This window comes from Paenibacillus sp. FSL R5-0636 (genome assembly GCF_037974255.1).
In the GTDB taxonomy this organism is placed as follows: domain Bacteria; phylum Bacillota; class Bacilli; order Paenibacillales; family Paenibacillaceae; genus Paenibacillus_AQ; species Paenibacillus_AQ odorifer.
The window spans coordinates 3,910,734-3,927,742 of record NZ_CP150232.1 but is presented as its reverse complement, the minus strand read 5'-3'; the positions used below and the strand labels follow the sequence as shown (position 1 = coordinate 3,927,742).

Here is a 17,009-nt window from a genome sequence, read left to right as displayed (position 1 = left end):
CTTTTTTGAAAAGAGATATACTGGAAGGAAGAGTAATTACCTAATCTGTAATTCATGAATATAGGGAGGTTCAATGATGAGAGCTGATAAATTAAAGCCTGGAGATGAGCTGCGGATTATCTCTCCTTCCAGAAGTTTGTCATTAATCGATGCTCAGCAAAGAAAAATTGCCAAAGAGCAGCTTGAACGGTTAGGTTTTCGGATATCCATTTCAACAAATTCTTTTGAGACGGATGATTTTGTTTCCTCTTCTATTGATTCGAGAATTGAGGATTTGCACGAAGCCTTTTTAGACCCCAAAGTGAAAGGAATATTAACGACCATTGGAGGCTTCAATAGTAACCAGCTGCTGCGTTATATAGATTATTCAATCATTGCGGGGAATCCAAAGCGTTTATGTGGTTATTCGGATATTACTGCACTAAGTAATGCGATTTATGCTCAAACAGGATTAGTTACATACTCCGGGCCGCATTTTTCCACATTTGCGATGCTCCACGATAATGAATATACCATCGAATATTTCCGCAGGCTGATGATGGACAATAAAGAAATTCTCGTGCAGCCTTCCAAGCATTGGAGTGATGATGAGTGGTATCTGGATCAGGAAAACCGGATATTTATTAAAAATGAAGGTCCATTCATTATCAATGATGGGGAAGCGAAAGGAACGATTATTGGTGGCAATTTATGCACTTTAAATCTTTTGCAGGGAACAGAGTATATGCCTAGTTTAAAGAATTCTATTTTGTTCATCGAGGATGATTATGAGTCAGCACCTGCAACCTTTGATCGAGATCTGCAATCCCTAATTCATCAGCCTGAGTTTGAAGAGGTCAAAGGGTTGGTGATCGGCAGATTCCAAAAAGAATCGCGTATGTCAAAGAAGCTGCTAACTACAATTATCCGCTCGAAAGAAGAATTATCTGATATTCCTGTGATCGCAGACGTGGACTTTGGACATACATCGCCGATGATTACCTTTCCTGTGGGTGGACAAGCAAACGTTCGTGCTTATGGGGCCAGAGTGGAGCTTAGGGTAGCGGAGTAGAGATACACTTGCTGAACCAATCCTTTATAATTGAATATGTAACCCGATTATTAAATATATTTAAAAATTATCTTACCTTCTACAAAATTCGGATTTTTCAGATATAATATATGAGGTGTAATATTACGGAGGTGCAGTACATTGACGAATGAGTTAGAACAAACCTATTTGAATTTTTTACGATATATTTTAGATCATGGTGTAAAAAAAGAAGATCGTACAGGAACTGGTACAATTAGTGTTTTTGGTTATCAAATGCGATTTGATTTATCAAAAGGGTTCCCGCTGTTTACAACAAAACGTACACCGTTTCGCTTAATTGCAAGTGAGTTATTGTGGTTTATTAAAGGCGATACCAACATTCGTTATTTATTGAAAAATAATAATCATATTTGGGATGAATGGGCTTTTAAAAGATGGGTTGAATCAGACGAATATGTTGGCCCAGATATGACAGACTTCGGGAATCGTTGTTTAGTTGATGAAGATTTTAATCAAGTGTATCAAGCAGAGATGAAATCATTCTGTGATCGTGTCTTAGAAGATGATGAGTTTGCTGCGAAATATGGTGAGCTAGGGAATGTTTACGGTAAACAATGGCGGAATTGGACATCTTCTACTGGTGAATCAATTGACCAATTACAAGACGTTATTCATCAGATCAAAACAAATCCTGATTCTCGGCGTTTAATCGTGAGCGCATGGAACCCGGAAGATGTTATAAATGCCGGAACAAAAGGAAGTAAAGCTGCGTTACCGCCCTGCCACGTTATGTTCCAGTTCTATGTTGCAAATGGTAAACTAAGCTGCCACTTGCTGCAACGCAGTGCTGACTCCTTTCTCGGGGCAAACTTCAATATTCCATCTTACTCATTACTTACGCATTTAATTGCATATGAATGTGGTCTAGAAGTAGGTGAGTTTGTATACAGCATTAGTGATGCGCATATCTATTCAAACCATGTTGAGCAAGTGAAAGAGCAATTATCAAGAGAATTAAGAGCATTGCCTACCCTGGTTATTAATTCACAGAAGAAATCAATTTTTGATATTGAACTGGAAGATCTGGTCATTGAGGGGTACAATCCGCATCCTTCGATAAAAGCGCCGATCGCAGTATAACGTAATCGTTATAAATTAAGATTCGCAAATATAATTTCTGGCAGCGTAGTTTTTTAATTTAGTATGAAGGAAGGAGGGAACTTCATGAGTATTAGCTTAATATGGGCAATGGGTGCCAATCATGTCATAGGAAAAGATAACGATATGCCTTGGCATTTACCGCTGGATTTTGCTTATTTCAAAGCAGAAACATTGGGCAAAAGAATGCTAATGGGCCGCAAAACATGGGATTCGCTCGGAGGCAAGCCCTTGAAGGGCAGAACGAGCCTAATTCTAACTAGGGATACTGATTATTCAGCTGAAGGTGCAGTGGTTCTACACACGCTTGAAGAGGCTCTCAGCGAGGGTAGAAAAGAAGATGAGCTGATGGTGATCGGTGGTGCAGAAATTTATCGCTTGATGCTGCCGTATGCTGACAAGCTAATGTTGACGCAGATCGATCAGGATTTTGAAGGAGATACCCGGTTTCCTGAGATTGACTGGAGGATGTGGAAAGAGGTCTCCAATATCAAGGGAATTCGTGATGAGAAGAATCCGTATGATTACCGTTTCCTTGTTTATGAACGTACGGAATAGCAATAAAACGTTTTCTCTGACATAACATGTGAAATAGTACAAATAATCAGTAGATTTATCCATTACTGTGCAAAAGTGATGAATGTTACTATAATTAAAATTAGAAATGATTATGTATAGGTATAGAATAGAATGTGCAGGTACTTCATTGCGTTGCTGACAACCATACGAAGCCGCAATATGCTACAATGTACTATACTTCAACACGAAGAGAACGGATGGGGGAAACGTAAACATGTCTACACCTACAGGTTTTATGGAGTATAAACGGCAGCTCCCAGGTGATCGGGATCCTGAGCAGCGGGTAAAGGACTGGGAAGAATTCCACCATCATTTATCCGAGGACGAGCTTCGGACACAGGGCGCACGCTGTATGGATTGCGGAACCCCCTATTGCCATACAGGTATTGATATGGCTGGCGGGACCTCAGGTTGTCCAGTACACAATTTAATTCCGGAGTGGAATAACTTGGTGTATCGTGGACTCTGGAAAGAAGCACTGGAACGTCTGCATAAGACAAACAACTTTCCTGAATTCACAGGCAGTATTTGTCCCGCCCCATGTGAAGGCTCTTGCACAGTGGGTCTGATCGGACAGCCGGTAACCATCAAAACAATTGAACTTGCGATCGTTGATAAGGGTTTTGAAGAGGGCTGGGTTGTACCTAATCCTCCTGAGAAACGGACTGGCAAAAAAATTGCAATTGTAGGCTCTGGACCTGCTGGACTTGCCGCGGCAGCACAGCTTAACAAGGCTGGACACACTGTAACTGTATTTGAGCGCAGTGACCGCATTGGCGGACTGCTGACATATGGAATACCTACTATGAAGCTTGATAAAAAAGTTGTACAACGTCGTGTAGATTTGCTGGCTGCTGAAGGAATTAACTTCGTGGTGAACACTGAGATCGGTAAAGACATTCCGGCTCAGCAGCTTGTTGATGAATATGATGCGGTTGTTCTGTGTGGTGGAGCTACTAAAGCACGCCGTTTCAACATTGAAGGCAGTGAGCTTAAGGGCGTTATGTATGCCATGGATTATTTAAATGGAACGATCAAGAGTTACTTGAATTCGAATCTGGAGGATGGTAACTATGTATCCGCTGAAGGTAAAGATGTAATCGTCTTGGGTGGAGGGGATACAGGTTCTGACTGTGTTGCCACAGCACTTCGTCATGGCTGCGGCAGTATCACTCAATTTGGTACACATGAAAAAGCGCCTCTGCAACGGGATCCGATTGCTAATCCTTGGCCGCAATTTCCGAATGTGTACAGCTTGGATTATGCGCAAGAAGAGGCGAAAGCTATTTTTGGTGATGATCCGCGTGAATTCTCAATCATGACCACTAAATTTGTTGGGGATGAAGAGGGGAACTTGAAGGAGCTTCATACCGTGCAGATCCGCCGGATCGTGGATGAGACAGGTCGTAAAATCTATCAGCCCGTTCCTGGAACAGAAGCTGTATATCCTGCTCAACTCGCTCTTATCGCTATTGGTTTCGATGGACCAGAGCAAGATATTGTTGAGGAGCTTAAACTGGAGACCGATCGTCGTACCAATGTGAAAGCACCTTACGGCAAGTTCAACACGAATGTGGATAAGGTGTTTGCTGCTGGCGATATGCGTCGTGGTCAAAGTTTGGTGGTCTGGGCCATCAACGAAGGTCGCGAAGCTGCACGTGAAGTGGATAAATATCTGATGGGTTCAAGCGTTCTTGTCTAGGCGTTAATTTAAGAAGCCGTTTCAAAAGCAGTTTACCTGCTGGAGAAGCGGCTTTTTTTTGGAGCCGACGCTTGACGGAAATATTATTTTCATATAGATTTAATACAATATTTAAATGACAAAAGCATTGACCAAGGACTTACGATCCTAGAAGCGTTAGAACAGAGAGGGAACTCACCGGCTGAAAGGTTCCTCAAATACGTGTGGATGGTATCCTGCCTGGGTAGCTGCAGCGTACAACCGCTGCCGGAATCGGCCGTTATTCGATCGAGGATCGCCATGTAGACTATAATGGGCTGGCGGTTAAATAAGGGTGGTATCACGACACATTCGTCCCTGACGAATGTGTCTTTTTGCGTTTAGAGCGTTCATTTTTTAGGGAGGGTACAAATATGCGTCAAAGTAATCTTTTATTAACAACTCTGCGTGAGGCACCTTCAGAGGCGGAGACAAGCAGTCATCAGCTACTGCTGCGTGCGGGATATATTCGCCAATTAGCAGCGGGTGTGTACACTTATTTACCGCTTGGAAGACGTGTTTTACGGAAAATAGAAGCGATTGTGCGGAATGAGATGGATTTCTCTGGGGCTCAGGAGGTATTGATGCCATCTATGCAGCCTGCGGAGCTCTGGAAAGAATCAGGCCGATATGAGGTATACGGTAAGGAGTTGATGACGCTGCGGGATCGTCATGAGCGGGAATTCATACTAGGTCCTACACATGAGGAAGTAGTAACCACACTCGTACGGAATGAGATCAGCTCTTATCGTAAGCTTCCTATTACCGTATATCAGATTCAGACCAAGTTCCGTGATGAACGCCGACCACGTTTTGGACTGCTGAGAGGCAGAGAGTTTTTGATGAAGGATGCTTACTCTTTTGATACAAACATGGAAGGTCTCGATAAATCTTATATCCAAATGTTCGAGGCTTATCACCGGATATTTGAGCGATGTGGATTGAAATTCCGTGCTGTCCATGCGGATTCCGGTGCGATTGGAGGCGAGGGTGGCAGTCATGAATTTATGGCGCTGGCTGAGATTGGGGAGGATACGATTGCTGCATGCTCCGTTTGTGATTATGCGGCCAATCTGGAACAGGCAGAGTCCGTGCGGCCTGCAAAAAATGAAGTTGTCATGCAAGTACCGGAGATAGAGAAGTTCTTCACTCCTGATTTGCGCACAATTGAGCAACTAGAGCAGGAGCTAGATATCCGGCCAGAGCAGATAATTAAAACATTAATCTATGAAGGTGACGGACAGATTTTTGCTGTTCTGGTCCGGGGAGATCATGAAGTCAATGAAATTAAGGTAAGTAAATATTTAGGAATGAATGAGATTAAGCTTGCTGACTACGAGGCAGTGAAATCCTTAGCCGGTGTAGAGAGTGGATTTGTAGGACCTGTGGGTTTAACGCTGACTGTCCTAGTGGATGCAGCAGTAGCAGATATGACCCAAGGGATTACAGGGGCGGGAGAAAAAGATTATCACTTCCGTAACGTAGTACCAGGTAGAGATTTTGCGCTTGAGCATGTGGGGGATCTACGGAATGTAGCAGAAGGTGAAGTTTGTCCGCATTGTTTGGAGGGTGTTTTGCATTTTCATCAAGGGATTGAAGTGGGTCATGTTTTCAAATTAGGTACTAAATACAGTGAAAAGCTAGGCGCTTCTTACTTAGATTCTTCAGGCAAAAGTCAACCTATGATTATGGGCTGTTACGGAATTGGTATCTCACGGCTTTTATCCGCTATTGCTGAACAGCATCATGATGAGGATGGATTAATGTGGCCAGCAGCATTGGCACCTTATCAGGTTCATATCTTGATAATGGCCGTCAAGGATAGTGAGCAGCGGACGGTTGCAGAAGGTCTCTATGATCAACTAACCAAGTTTGGCATTGAGACGCTGATCGATGATAGGGATGAACGCGCTGGCGTGAAATTTAAAGATTCAAGCTTGATCGGGATACCTTTATCAATAGTTGTTGGCAAGGAAGCATCTCAGGGAAGAGTAGAGTATCTGGAACGAAACACAGCGGAGAAAGAAGTCTTAGAAATTATGGAAGCTGTGTCTCGGATCAAAAAATTCTATTCACCGCTGATATAAATGATCTTTTTAATCTAATGAGAGTGCCAATGATCAGGGCACAAGAGTGCTGCTGGTAATTTCGTGAGAGTATTGCCTTTTGCCGCATTGATCTGTGCCTGGGTGAGAAAGAGAGCTTCTGCTAAATTAGCACCTCTGAGGTCAGTATCGCGAAAGTCTGCCCCAATAAGGTCTGCACCTCTGAGATCAGCATCCCTAAGGTCTGCGGCTATTAAATAGGCTCCTCTCAAGTTGGCGCCTCTAAGATCGGCTCCTTTGAGCTTTGCTCCCATAAGGTCGGCACCTCGACTGAAATTCTTCGTGGATTTTTTTAGTTTACGACGAGCGTCAGTTCTTACAATTTCACTGACCTGCAACAGTAACATATTGATTTTTGCTCGATGAGCGGAAACATCCACCTTTATAAGAGCTTCAGGATTGAGCAAGGTGAGCTGTTCTGTTTCATCGAGAGCTGTTTGCAGCTCAGTATGGATTGTACGGGTTATTTCTAGGTTCAAAGATTCATGTAAATACCAAAGCAGCTCGTGCAAATGCCACATAATCGGAAATACCTCGAACATCTGCTTCGCAGTTTTCGGCTTTTTCCTCCAGTCTTCTCCAGCATAAGTGACTTGAGAAATCTTTTGCCCAGCTCCAAAACAGTCATAGACCGTACAACCACGGTAGCCTAATTCTCTTAGCTCTGTATGTACACCACAGCGAAAGTCCGACTGTAGATTGTGACACGGCTGTCCAGCGTCTTTGTCTCTAGCGAAATCTACGGAAGCAGCAAAAGGTAATGCGGCACAACATAAGCCGAAGCACTGCTCACAATCCGCCTTCAGGGCAGAGAGGCTTCGATCAGAAAAAGGTTCTGTAAATCTGTGATTCTCATACAAGGTTTGTTTCCCTCCGATACATGAATACGCTTATACCAACTTATTTTAAATCAAACGAAAGACTATGAAAAGTCCGGTCGATTAAAAAAAACCGAGGTTAATGTTATAATAGAGTACTGGACCTATTTTGGACTTAAGAACGAGAAGGTAAGGAGCGAATGTTTTTGAAGACACTTATTATTGCGGAGAAACCGGACATGGGGCGGAATATCGCCGCCGCAATAGAACCAAAGGCTAAAAATTACCGTTCCTATCTTGAAGGGGAGCAGTACATTATTACATGGGCAATAGGGCATCTAATAGGATTGGCTGAGCCGGATGCATATGATGTAAAATACAAAAAATGGAATATTAATGATCTTCCCATTATTCCGGACCAATTCAAGCTGGTTCCTAATGCGCGGACCATTGATCAGCTGAAGGTAATCGGAGAGCTGGCTAAACGAAGCGATCTGCTAGTAAATTCTTGTGACGCCGGGCGGGAAGGCCAGCATATATTTTCGCTCATTCAGCGGCATTTGAAGCTTGAACATCCTGTGAAACGGCTGTGGATTTCCGATTTGACACCAGAGACAATCCGCAAAGGATTTCAAGAGCTAAAGGATGGGGCGGAGTACGAGAATCTAACAAAAGCGGCAAAAGCGCGCAGTGAAGCCGATTGGCTAATCGGTATGAACGGATCACGTGCATTTACTACGAAACATAATGTGCTGCTGTCGGTGGGGAGAGTTCAGACCCCAGTACTTGCACTTATTTATGATCGCCAGAAGACGATTGAGGCGTTCTCATCTCTTAAGTTTTTTGAGGTAGAGGGCCATTTTACACAAAATGAAATGACTTATAAAGGTATGTGGCAGGGTGACCGGCTGACCGATGGTGAGAAGGCGGAGGCGCTGGCTGCCAAGGTCAAAGGAAAACCGGGACGAATTGACTCTTATGAGGTTAAGGAAACGAAAGAGTATCCGAATAAACTGTATGATTTGACGCTGTTGCAGCGGGAGGCGAATGGGAAGTACGCTTTTTCCGCTAAAAAAACACTCGATATCGCACAAGCGTTATATGAAAAGCATAAGGTGATATCCTATCCGCGGACAAATTCTAACTATGTTACAGAACAGAATATTCCGGAGATGCATAAGACTTTATCTGCGCTCCAAGGGACGGCTTATGATGAATGGGTGAAAGGCGCGAATCGTAATCTCGTTCATAAAGGAAATAAATTTATCTGCAATCCCTCGAAGGTCGAGGATCACCATGCGATTTTGCCTACATATAGAAAAGCAACAGGGCTTAGTGCGGATGAGGGAAAGCTGTATGATTTGATTGTGCGGCGCTTTTTATCACAGTTCTATCCGGCTGCGGAATATAAAGTGCATACGGTTATGACTGATGTAGAGGACGAAAAGTTCAAAACTACTGTTAAGGAATTATTAAGTCTCGGCTGGAAGGTCATTTACGCGGACCAGAAGAAAGATAAAGCGAAGTCGTCCAAGGGAAAAAACAAGGATGATGAGGAAGACGAAGAGATTGAAGTGAATGAACCGTTCGCAATCGCTCCGGCAGACGAGGTGATCTGTAGTGACGCTATCGTTAAAGAGAAAGATACACAGCCGCCAAAACACTATACGGAAGGCACGCTGCTTAGAGCAATGGAAAGTGCCGGAAAGCAGATTGAGGACGAAGAGCTTCGGGATGCTATGAAGGATTCAGGTCTAGGTACTCCAGCCACCCGTGCTGCAACTATTGAACGGCTTAAGAATGTCGGATACATTGAAATGCAAGGTAAAAAAATCGCCATCACGCAAAAAGGACGAACGGCTATTGAACTGATACGTGGAGCGGGCATCGAGCTGTTGACTTCACCTGAAATGACCGGCCAGTGGGAACGTCGCTTGAACGAGATATCCAGAGGAACGGCGTCGGACGGACAATTTATGGAGAATGTAAAAAGATTTGCCTGCATGATCGTGGACAAGGTTCGTGTGCAGTCTCGGGCGTCCAAAACTTCTTTTGAAGGGGAAACTCCTTCTGTGAATACAGGGGCTAAAGGTCGGAGTGGTGGAGGTACATCTCGTAAAACTAGCGATAAACCTGCCGCGCCAAGAAAACGTAAACCAGCTAACGAAGAGGAATCAGCAAATTCAGGTCCGAAAATTATCGGAAACTGCCCGCGTCCTGGCTGTGGCGGGATGATTTTTATGGGTAAAAAAGGCTACGGCTGCTCTCATTACAAAGAAGGCTGCAAATTCGTGATCTGGAAAGAGAACCACGGGCGTACCCTTACAGATACACAAGTAAAGGCATTGATTGAAAAGGGCCGTACGGGTAAGCTGAAGCTTGCGAGCGAAGACGGCACCCCGCTGGAAGGGAAACTTGTGCTTAATAATATGGATACGGGTCAATTAACAGTGGAGTCATAGTTTAACTGGAAGCTTGAATGGATCATGGATGATTACAGCGAATTTGCACGTCGAAGCCACTATCGGACACAGATGACCCTAAACGCGGGAATACGTCCTTTTTGGACTGCTATCGGACCGCATAGTCGTTATTGGCATGAAAAGGGGTATATATGCACCGCTTGCGGGAGAATAGCAGCACTGGAGTCCGCAAACTTGCCCCAACGGCTATAAATTCGCCAATAGCTTCAGCTGGGTCCGTAGTCATGACTATTAGTCGGACTCGCCGTATAGAGGATATGGTTTCAGTGTCGGCTGTGGGTGACCATATCTTTTACACATAAAATTCATTAGTAAAGAGTGTAGGACATACCTATCTTAAACGGGATGTAGTAACTTGTGCGCACAAGATATTATGATTACGTAGGGGGCTGATCTTCACTCTTTTTTTATCCTACGGGATAAATTCAAAGGTTACATTTTGATAGGGCAGTATAGTCACTACTAGAATGGAAGGAAGGATGACATCATGGGAATGCGTGGATATTACTTCGCAATGGATGACAACCTAGTGCAGCAAATTATTGCAGGCGACATTGCATTGAAGAGCTTGAAAATAGATGATTATCCCGGACTGGACATTGATAGATCCTGGGAGGCGATTCACTACTTGCTTTGTGGAGCTATTTCCGATGGAGATGCCCCTCTTGGCTATGTTGTTCCGCTGACGTCAGACAAAGGCATCGATTTTGGCTCATTCGGGGCGTTTTCCTTACGCGCTGAGCAAGTTGCAGAAGCGCTTCAGGCTATTTCTGAGCTGGATGAAGCGCAGCTCCGCTTGCGGTATGATTTCCCGGCCATGGTCAAGGAAGAAGTATATCCTCTTGAACCTGATATTGTTTCAGACGAGGATAAGGATGCGTTCTTTGCCTACCTGCTACAGCATTTTAACGATATCCGGCGCTTCTACAGCCAAACTGTAGCCGAGGGCAAAGGTCTCATCTTTTATATTTTCTGATTCTAACCAAAAGGCGATACACGTCTCCTGATTCCAATGAGCGCGATAAAAAAAGAACCTTGGACTGCTGAAGATTATGACGATTAGAGAAATAAATGACCAATGCGGGAAACAGTAGGTTCAAGTAATCGATGAGACGAAGAGGGGGAAACGGAAATGAAGACGATCAAGCGCATGATGGACCACCTGTACTGGGCGGACGCACGAATCTTGGAAGCGCTCGAGGAGAGTGAGATGAAGAACAATGACCTTCTGAAGCTGGTTCGGCATGTCGCGGTTGCGGAACGAGTCTGGCTGTCCCGATTGCAGGGCAAGGGCAGTGCGCAATATTCGTTATGGGAGGAAGCGGAAGACCTGACGGCGATCCGAACGATGTTCGAAGAAAACGCCGAGCAATATCGTGTGTATATCGAAGGGCTGGAGGAATTTGATTTGGACGTGATGATCGACTACGCGAACCAGAACGGAGTCCCGTTCCGAACGTCCGTCCGTGACATCCTGTCGCAGGTCATTTTACATGGGCAATATCACCGGGGACAGATCAACCGGGCACTGCGGATCGAATTGGCAGAGCCTGTCCAAGTCGATTACATCACGTTCGCGAGACTCTAACAGGGCCTAATCATCACCATTACCCGGAATGAGATGGGCATTGAACTTCTCCGATATGATCTAGTTTACTCACGCAGGCTCATGAATTCGTAGGATTTTACCTTTAGCTAAATGTGAGATAAGAAGGAAATTGAGGAGGCGGTGGCTTGGAACAACTGTAAGGGCATGTGATTTTCACTCCCATGTCTCAACGGGTCCGAGCCCTTTTATTTAATGCCTCCCGGTACTCCGTGCTTCTTGTCCATCCTGCGAATGCATGACACGCTTAAGCTGCTTGCGGAAATACTTTGACAGAACGATAGGGTTATACACCGACCACTAAGTGCAAAGAGGAAATCTGATGAGATTCCGAAATAGTAGGACCAAAACGTTTGATTTGTCATTGAATGATAACGTTGATATTTTCCAAGGCGATTTAAGGTACAAATATATCCTCTCCTCTCTTTTCCGCAAGTAGAATCAAGTAATGCAAATTCCATTACTCTACAATGACTATAGAGTGGTTGAAACGAGGTGAACAGACCAATTGTACGAGTGGCACAAGCAAATCCAAATAATCGTTAATGAAATTGACGAGTGTATTAAGAATCGTAACAGTGAAGCAATAACGCTACGATTTCTTTCTCACAAGTTAGGTTATTCCGAATTTCATACTACGAGAAAATTTAAGGAAATATCGGGAATGCAATTTAGGGATTATCTACGGCATAGAAAATTAGCCTTCGCACTAAAAGAGGTTCGGGATAGTGAAAAGAGCATTTTGGATATTGCTTTTGATTATGGTTTTTCATCACATGAAGCTTTTACCAGGGCTTTCAAGGGAACATATGGTGTAACTCCAAGTGAATACCGGAAAAAGCCTATGCCTGTCGCCCTTCGTACAAAAATAAACTCTTTCGACCGCTACTTTTTCGGATTTGGAGAGATTGGTATGATGAAATCTACAGATGATCTTAACATTTATTTTGTAACCATCCCCACTCACAAATTTTTGCACATTAAAAACTATGAGAGTAATGGGTATTGGGATTTTTGGCAAAAGCAAAGCCTTATTACAGGACAGGACTGCGAAACTATTTGCGGCTTACTCGATAGTATCAAGGGCAAATTGGATGACGATGGTGGGAGTGAATCTAACGGTGGCAGCGGTCAGATTATGGCTTACATTAATGACCCGGATGGCAGACTCTGCGATTGGGGTATTCCACGTACAGAGTGTTTTGGTGTACGTCTTCCTCTTGATTATAAAGGTGAAGTACCTCCACAAATGCTTATGATTGATGTTCTCGAAGCCGAGTATATTGTTTTTGAACATGGGCCATTCAATTATGAACAGGAAAATCGTAGTGTAGAGGAAAAGATGGAAAGGGCAATGGCAGCTTTTAATTTTGCAGACACTGGTTACTGCTTTGATACTTCCCTTGGGAGAATCCATTACGTTTATCACGATCCGGAGCGGTTTTTGAAGTATATCAGGCCAGTAGTGAAGTTGACCTCCAAGCTAATCGAAACAGATTAAGCAGGTGCTATGTGTTGATGAAGAAAATAAGCAGACTGTAGTGTAGTCTCCGCAATCATATAGTCGCATGATTAGTTGGATTATCTGCTTTAGAAGCAATATAAGTTTAGAGATCCCTATTGTTGTTTGAGTTATTGACAGAATATTCCTATTATCTTATATTAAACTTAATTAATAATTACCAAATGCGATGAAGAGGACAATTAGATCTGGAAACGCCGTTCAGAGAACTGCCGGTTGGTGCGAGGCAGCGGATATCCGAATCAAAAAATCACCTCAGAGCTGTCCCCCGAATTATAGTAGATGGGACCGGGATTCTACCGTTACAAAGAAGCATCGTTGTTGGACGATGGCTAAGAGGGCGTTTATTATAAACGTCAATCAGGGTGGTAACGCGGAGCAACTCCGTCCCTAATGGGATGGGGTTTTTTGCGTCTTCATTAATTAATTATTAAATTGGCAGGCGAAAAATCAACAAACTGTAAGAAGAACGATTAGTTCGAAAAATCTGGAAAAACGTTGAGCAGATGAAAGGGTGATATTGCAATGCAATTCAAGTTGTATACGGATGTGCATGAGTTTTACAATGATACCTATGGTATGCTGATGCGTCATGAAGCACAAAATTTGATTCCTCTTGGCAATATCATAATTGGGCATGAAGGAAAAGACAAAACAGACTGGCGTGACCCTGTAAATTGGCTTATGGTAACTATTTCAGATTCTAGGGGCATACAACTTACCGCCATAATGACACCGCCACACAATATTACGCTTTATGCAACAGACAACATAATAAACCCAGAAGCTATAAACTGTCTGATAGATGGGCTGAAAGACCGTGAAATTCCAGGTGTGATGACCGAAAAAACCTTGGCAGAGTATTTTGCCAAAGAATATACCTTGCGCAAGGGAATATCCTTTAAAACAATGATGAGCCAACGTATATATGAACTTACTGCAGTAAATCCAGACATTCAAAAGGTTGGTATCGTTCGATTGGTAGATGAAAAGGATATTCACTTTTTCCCATACTGGGCTGAAGCATTTTATGCAGCGGGGAATTATGGTAAAACAGAAATGTCCATCCCGCAAGATGCAGACCCTTACCTCTACCGAATAGCATCGAAGAAACTCTATATTTTAGAGGACAACGGGATACCCGTATCTATGGCAGGATATACAAGGGAAATGCAGACGGCAATTGGCGTGGCATTTGTTTATACCCCTCCATATGAGCGCGGAAAGGGTTACGCTACTTCAATTGTGGCGCAAATAAGCCAACTTGCATTGGATAAAGGGTTTATTAAGTGCGTCTTATATACGGACTTAGCAAATCCCACATCTAATAGCATCTATCAAAAGATAGGCTATATGCCAATTTGTGATTCGCTTCAGTTAAAATTTGAATAGTAGAATGATGCGGACAGAACTTCTACTACTTTAGAAAATAAGAGCACAATATTCACTATACGACGGCGCGTTTTGGTGATGTAGGTTCAACAGATATGCTTGCAGCTGCAGCTGTAGGTGCCAAAAGAATTCTCGTAGAGACAGGATGGAGTAAGCAGTCTCTGGAAAATTATCGTCACACATGGTATGAGCTAGCATCAACAGATTTTGTTGCAAAGGACCTCTTGAATTGAAGAGCTTGAAGGTCGATTGATCGAGCTTTGGGAGAAATATAGAGTTACAACCAGATCCAACTGTATAACTCCAGGGTTGACGAGTTATAAAAAAATGAGTTGACACAAAAGTAGTTAGGGACCATACTACATATATGAACAACAATAATAAAAAAATAAACGACATTGAGGCTATTCCCTCGCTTGTACAATCCAAGCGTCAGATTGATCGTTATAACCTAGACATAGACGCACAGGCTATACTCGTCGCGTCTAGGCTAATGGCAGCGGGAGCCATGCTTGGACACGCCTCTGAGATTCATTTCTCTAGATTCGGTTTATCAACAGGGCGTTATCGTTTATTGGCAGATCTTGAAGATAACGAAGGAGAAGAGTTGCCTTCGCAATTAGCGGAGCATCTAGGCGTTACACGTGCTACAGTGACTGGTCTTATCGACATTCTTGAACGAGATGGGCTAGTATCTCGGCGATTAAGCTCAGACGATGGCCGTCAGAAATCAGTCGTTTTAACGGAAGAAGGAGCGAAGAAGCTCCGTGAAATGGCTCCTGAGCATTTCGCTCGGTTGGAAGCGATGGTGGGGTTGCTCAACATCGAAGAACGCAGCGTATTTCTCGACTTGCTGGGTCGAGTTACACAGGGCATTTCAGCACTTACGGGCGAATTAGGCTCGAAACCAAAGGGAAACATCAGTAATGAGTAGAATTGGGCTAGTGAAGCTAGCCTTTTTTTACTCTTATATAGTTAGGTGCCTAATTATAATTTACTGAAATCAATCGTTGAACTATTTCAAAGAAGAAGGGAGCAACTAAATGAACCAGATGAAATACCCGAATCAGACAGAAGATGTTTACAGCATCAAGGCTGTTGGTTCCAAGAAAAAGACTTTTGTACTATGGCGTGAAGTTGTAATGGCCTATGCTGCTCCTGCCATTATGGCAGGTATCGGGGGATTGGTTACTGTAGATAGGGGGCTTCAAATAGCGGCGTTGACTACTATTGGCGGTGCATCGGCCTTGATGGCCTTGATGATTGGACTTTTGTTGCACAGCCGAGTGGGCCGTTTGCGATGGGTCATCGGTGCACCTCACTTGATTGTGGTAGGATTATTCGCAATGGCCGGGTCCTCATTTGGGCTATACGCTGCATGGATGACATCTGTTGTAGTAGAAATTATGTATCCGAGTAATCACTTGGCCTGGGTAAATCGTGTCTGGATCGATTTCCCGTTGTCTGGATTCATAGCGAGCACGATAGTGACATGGCGGTGGCGACTTGCTGTCACAACTAATTTTTCATCCAAAAGGAGAAGATAAAAATGATAGTTATTATGGGAGCAACAGGTACGATTGGAAGTGCGCTTTTGGAACGTTTGGTTGATCTTGGTGTACCTGTCAGGGCGCTGAGCAGAGAGCCAGAGAAGTTGCGTGATCAAATCGGAGAGAAAGGCCGATCGACTACTGAGGTCGCAAGGGTAGATGCTTCCGATCCTGAATCGCTGCGACGCGTGTTTACAGGTGCTAGCCAGCTCTTCCTTGCCATGTCCAACAGTCCAAGACAAATCGAATTGGAAACCTCAATCATTCAGATTGCCACCGAATCTGGAATCAAACACATCGTAAAAATATCCAGTCCAGCCTTTGAGCAGAGCTCTCCAGTGGCAGTGGCGGGCTGGCATCAAGTAATTGAGAACACGTTGAGGGAATCGGGTATCACCCATACCGTATTGCGCCCTTATGCGTTCATGCAAAATTTAATGCGCTTTGCACCAACGATCACAACCCAAAATGTTTTCTTCGGCTCTATGGGCGTTTCACCGTGTAACTTTATTGACTGTCGCGATATTGCAGACGTTGCCGCAGAAGCTCTGACCAACGACAAGGTATCAGGCCATATATATACGCTTACTGGTTCGGAGATTTTCAGTTATCCCCAGATCGCGAGTCGACTATCTGCCCTGCTTAATCGGCCGATAAGTTACATCAACATGGAACCTCAAGTACTACTCCGTAATCTTATTGAGCATGGGAATCTGCCTCCTTGGCTCGCGAACCACGTTGTGGAAATTCAAACCATGTCTAGGATGGTGCCAGAAAGTCCAAATGACACTGTGAAGCGTTTGCTCGGCAGAGATCCACGCACACTAGACGCCTTTCTACATGAGTGTGTAGATAATTTCCGGTAGAGGCGGAGTCCACCTATTCTGATTTTGTATCGATAGCAGTATTTTATTCCGATTCCCATATCTCAATGGTTCAGAGTGTATCCCAAAGGTCATAAAATGACTGCTGGGATACACTCTTTTTATTATGTTCTATGGAACTCATAGAACTTGTTCTTCTATAGCGTTTATAACAGCATT

15 protein-coding genes and 1 other annotated feature are annotated in these 17,009 nt (G+C 43.8%); of the genes, 14 read left to right on the top strand and 1 reads right to left on the bottom strand.

Annotation, left to right across the window (positions count from 1 at the left end):
- Nucleotides 1–76: 76 nt before the first annotated feature.
- From MKX34_RS17920 to MKX34_RS17900, 5 genes are all read left to right on the top strand, one after another.
- Nucleotides 77–1,051 (top strand): S66 peptidase family protein, encoded by a 975-nt coding sequence (locus MKX34_RS17920; protein WP_076141992.1) that lies wholly within the window; start codon nt 77–79, stop codon nt 1,049–1,051.
- 141 nt (nt 1,052–1,192) lie between these two features.
- Entirely contained in the window at nt 1,193–2,173 is a 981-nt protein-coding gene (locus MKX34_RS17915) for a thymidylate synthase (protein ID WP_036687680.1), read from the top strand.
- An 84-nt stretch (nt 2,174–2,257) separates the two neighbouring features.
- Nucleotides 2,258–2,749 (top strand): dihydrofolate reductase, encoded by a 492-nt coding sequence (locus MKX34_RS17910; protein WP_036687679.1) that lies wholly within the window; start codon nt 2,258–2,260, stop codon nt 2,747–2,749.
- 235 nt (nt 2,750–2,984) lie between these two features.
- Nucleotides 2,985–4,472 carry a glutamate synthase subunit beta gene (locus MKX34_RS17905; protein ID WP_076296518.1) on the top strand — a complete coding sequence of 496 codons (1,488 nt, stop codon included), beginning with the start codon at nt 2,985–2,987 and terminating at the stop codon, nt 4,470–4,472.
- A gap of 392 nt (nt 4,473–4,864) precedes the next feature.
- Nucleotides 4,865–6,577: a proline--tRNA ligase gene (locus MKX34_RS17900; RefSeq protein ID WP_076296519.1), complete on the top strand. Its 1,713-nt coding sequence runs from the start codon at nt 4,865–4,867 to the stop codon at nt 6,575–6,577.
- A gap of 14 nt (nt 6,578–6,591) precedes the next feature.
- On the opposite strand, the gene MKX34_RS17895 is transcribed toward MKX34_RS17900, so the two are convergent.
- Entirely contained in the window at nt 6,592–7,455 is an 864-nt protein-coding gene (locus tag MKX34_RS17895) for a pentapeptide repeat-containing protein (RefSeq protein ID WP_036687674.1), read from the bottom strand.
- A 164-nt stretch (nt 7,456–7,619) separates the two neighbouring features.
- Here MKX34_RS17895 and MKX34_RS17890 point away from each other — a divergent pair, with 164 nt between their 5' ends.
- The 9 genes from MKX34_RS17890 to MKX34_RS17850 all read left to right on the top strand — a co-directional run bounded on the left by MKX34_RS17890 (nt 7,620) and on the right by MKX34_RS17850 (nt 16,832).
- Nucleotides 7,620–9,875, top strand: a complete 2,256-nt coding sequence (locus tag MKX34_RS17890) for a type IA DNA topoisomerase (protein ID WP_076098791.1) — start codon at nt 7,620–7,622, stop codon at nt 9,873–9,875.
- A gap of 508 nt (nt 9,876–10,383) precedes the next feature.
- Nucleotides 10,384–10,872, top strand: coding sequence for a YfbM family protein (locus MKX34_RS17885; RefSeq protein WP_076103932.1), 489 nt, complete (start codon nt 10,384–10,386; stop codon nt 10,870–10,872).
- Between the two features lie 156 nt (nt 10,873–11,028).
- The gene (locus tag MKX34_RS17880; RefSeq protein ID WP_036687671.1) at nt 11,029–11,484 is read left to right on the top strand and encodes a DinB family protein; all 456 of its coding nucleotides are present in this window, start codon (nt 11,029–11,031) and stop codon (nt 11,482–11,484) included.
- Nucleotides 11,485–12,010: 526 nt separating this feature from the next.
- Nucleotides 12,011–13,003 (top strand): helix-turn-helix transcriptional regulator, encoded by a 993-nt coding sequence (locus MKX34_RS17875; RefSeq protein ID WP_076273276.1) that lies wholly within the window; start codon nt 12,011–12,013, stop codon nt 13,001–13,003.
- A gap of 181 nt (nt 13,004–13,184) precedes the next feature.
- Nucleotides 13,185–13,419 (top strand) — a binding site (T-box leader).
- Between the two features lie 130 nt (nt 13,420–13,549).
- Complete coding sequence (locus tag MKX34_RS17870) at nt 13,550–14,416, top strand: GNAT family N-acetyltransferase (RefSeq protein WP_076103930.1); 867 nt, start codon at nt 13,550–13,552, stop codon at nt 14,414–14,416.
- A 50-nt stretch (nt 14,417–14,466) separates the two neighbouring features.
- Nucleotides 14,467–14,649 (top strand): HAD hydrolase-like protein, encoded by a 183-nt coding sequence (locus MKX34_RS17865; RefSeq protein WP_256715430.1) that lies wholly within the window; start codon nt 14,467–14,469, stop codon nt 14,647–14,649.
- Between the two features lie 134 nt (nt 14,650–14,783).
- The gene (locus MKX34_RS17860; protein WP_036687664.1) at nt 14,784–15,350 is read left to right on the top strand and encodes a MarR family transcriptional regulator; all 567 of its coding nucleotides are present in this window, start codon (nt 14,784–14,786) and stop codon (nt 15,348–15,350) included.
- Between the two features lie 109 nt (nt 15,351–15,459).
- Complete coding sequence (locus MKX34_RS17855) at nt 15,460–15,963, top strand: hypothetical protein (protein WP_178420224.1); 504 nt, start codon at nt 15,460–15,462, stop codon at nt 15,961–15,963.
- Between the two features lie 2 nt (nt 15,964–15,965).
- A complete protein-coding gene (locus MKX34_RS17850; protein WP_076098778.1) occupies nt 15,966–16,832 on the top strand; it encodes an SDR family oxidoreductase in 867 nt (288 codons plus the stop codon).
- Nucleotides 16,833–17,009: the final 177 nt, after the last annotated feature.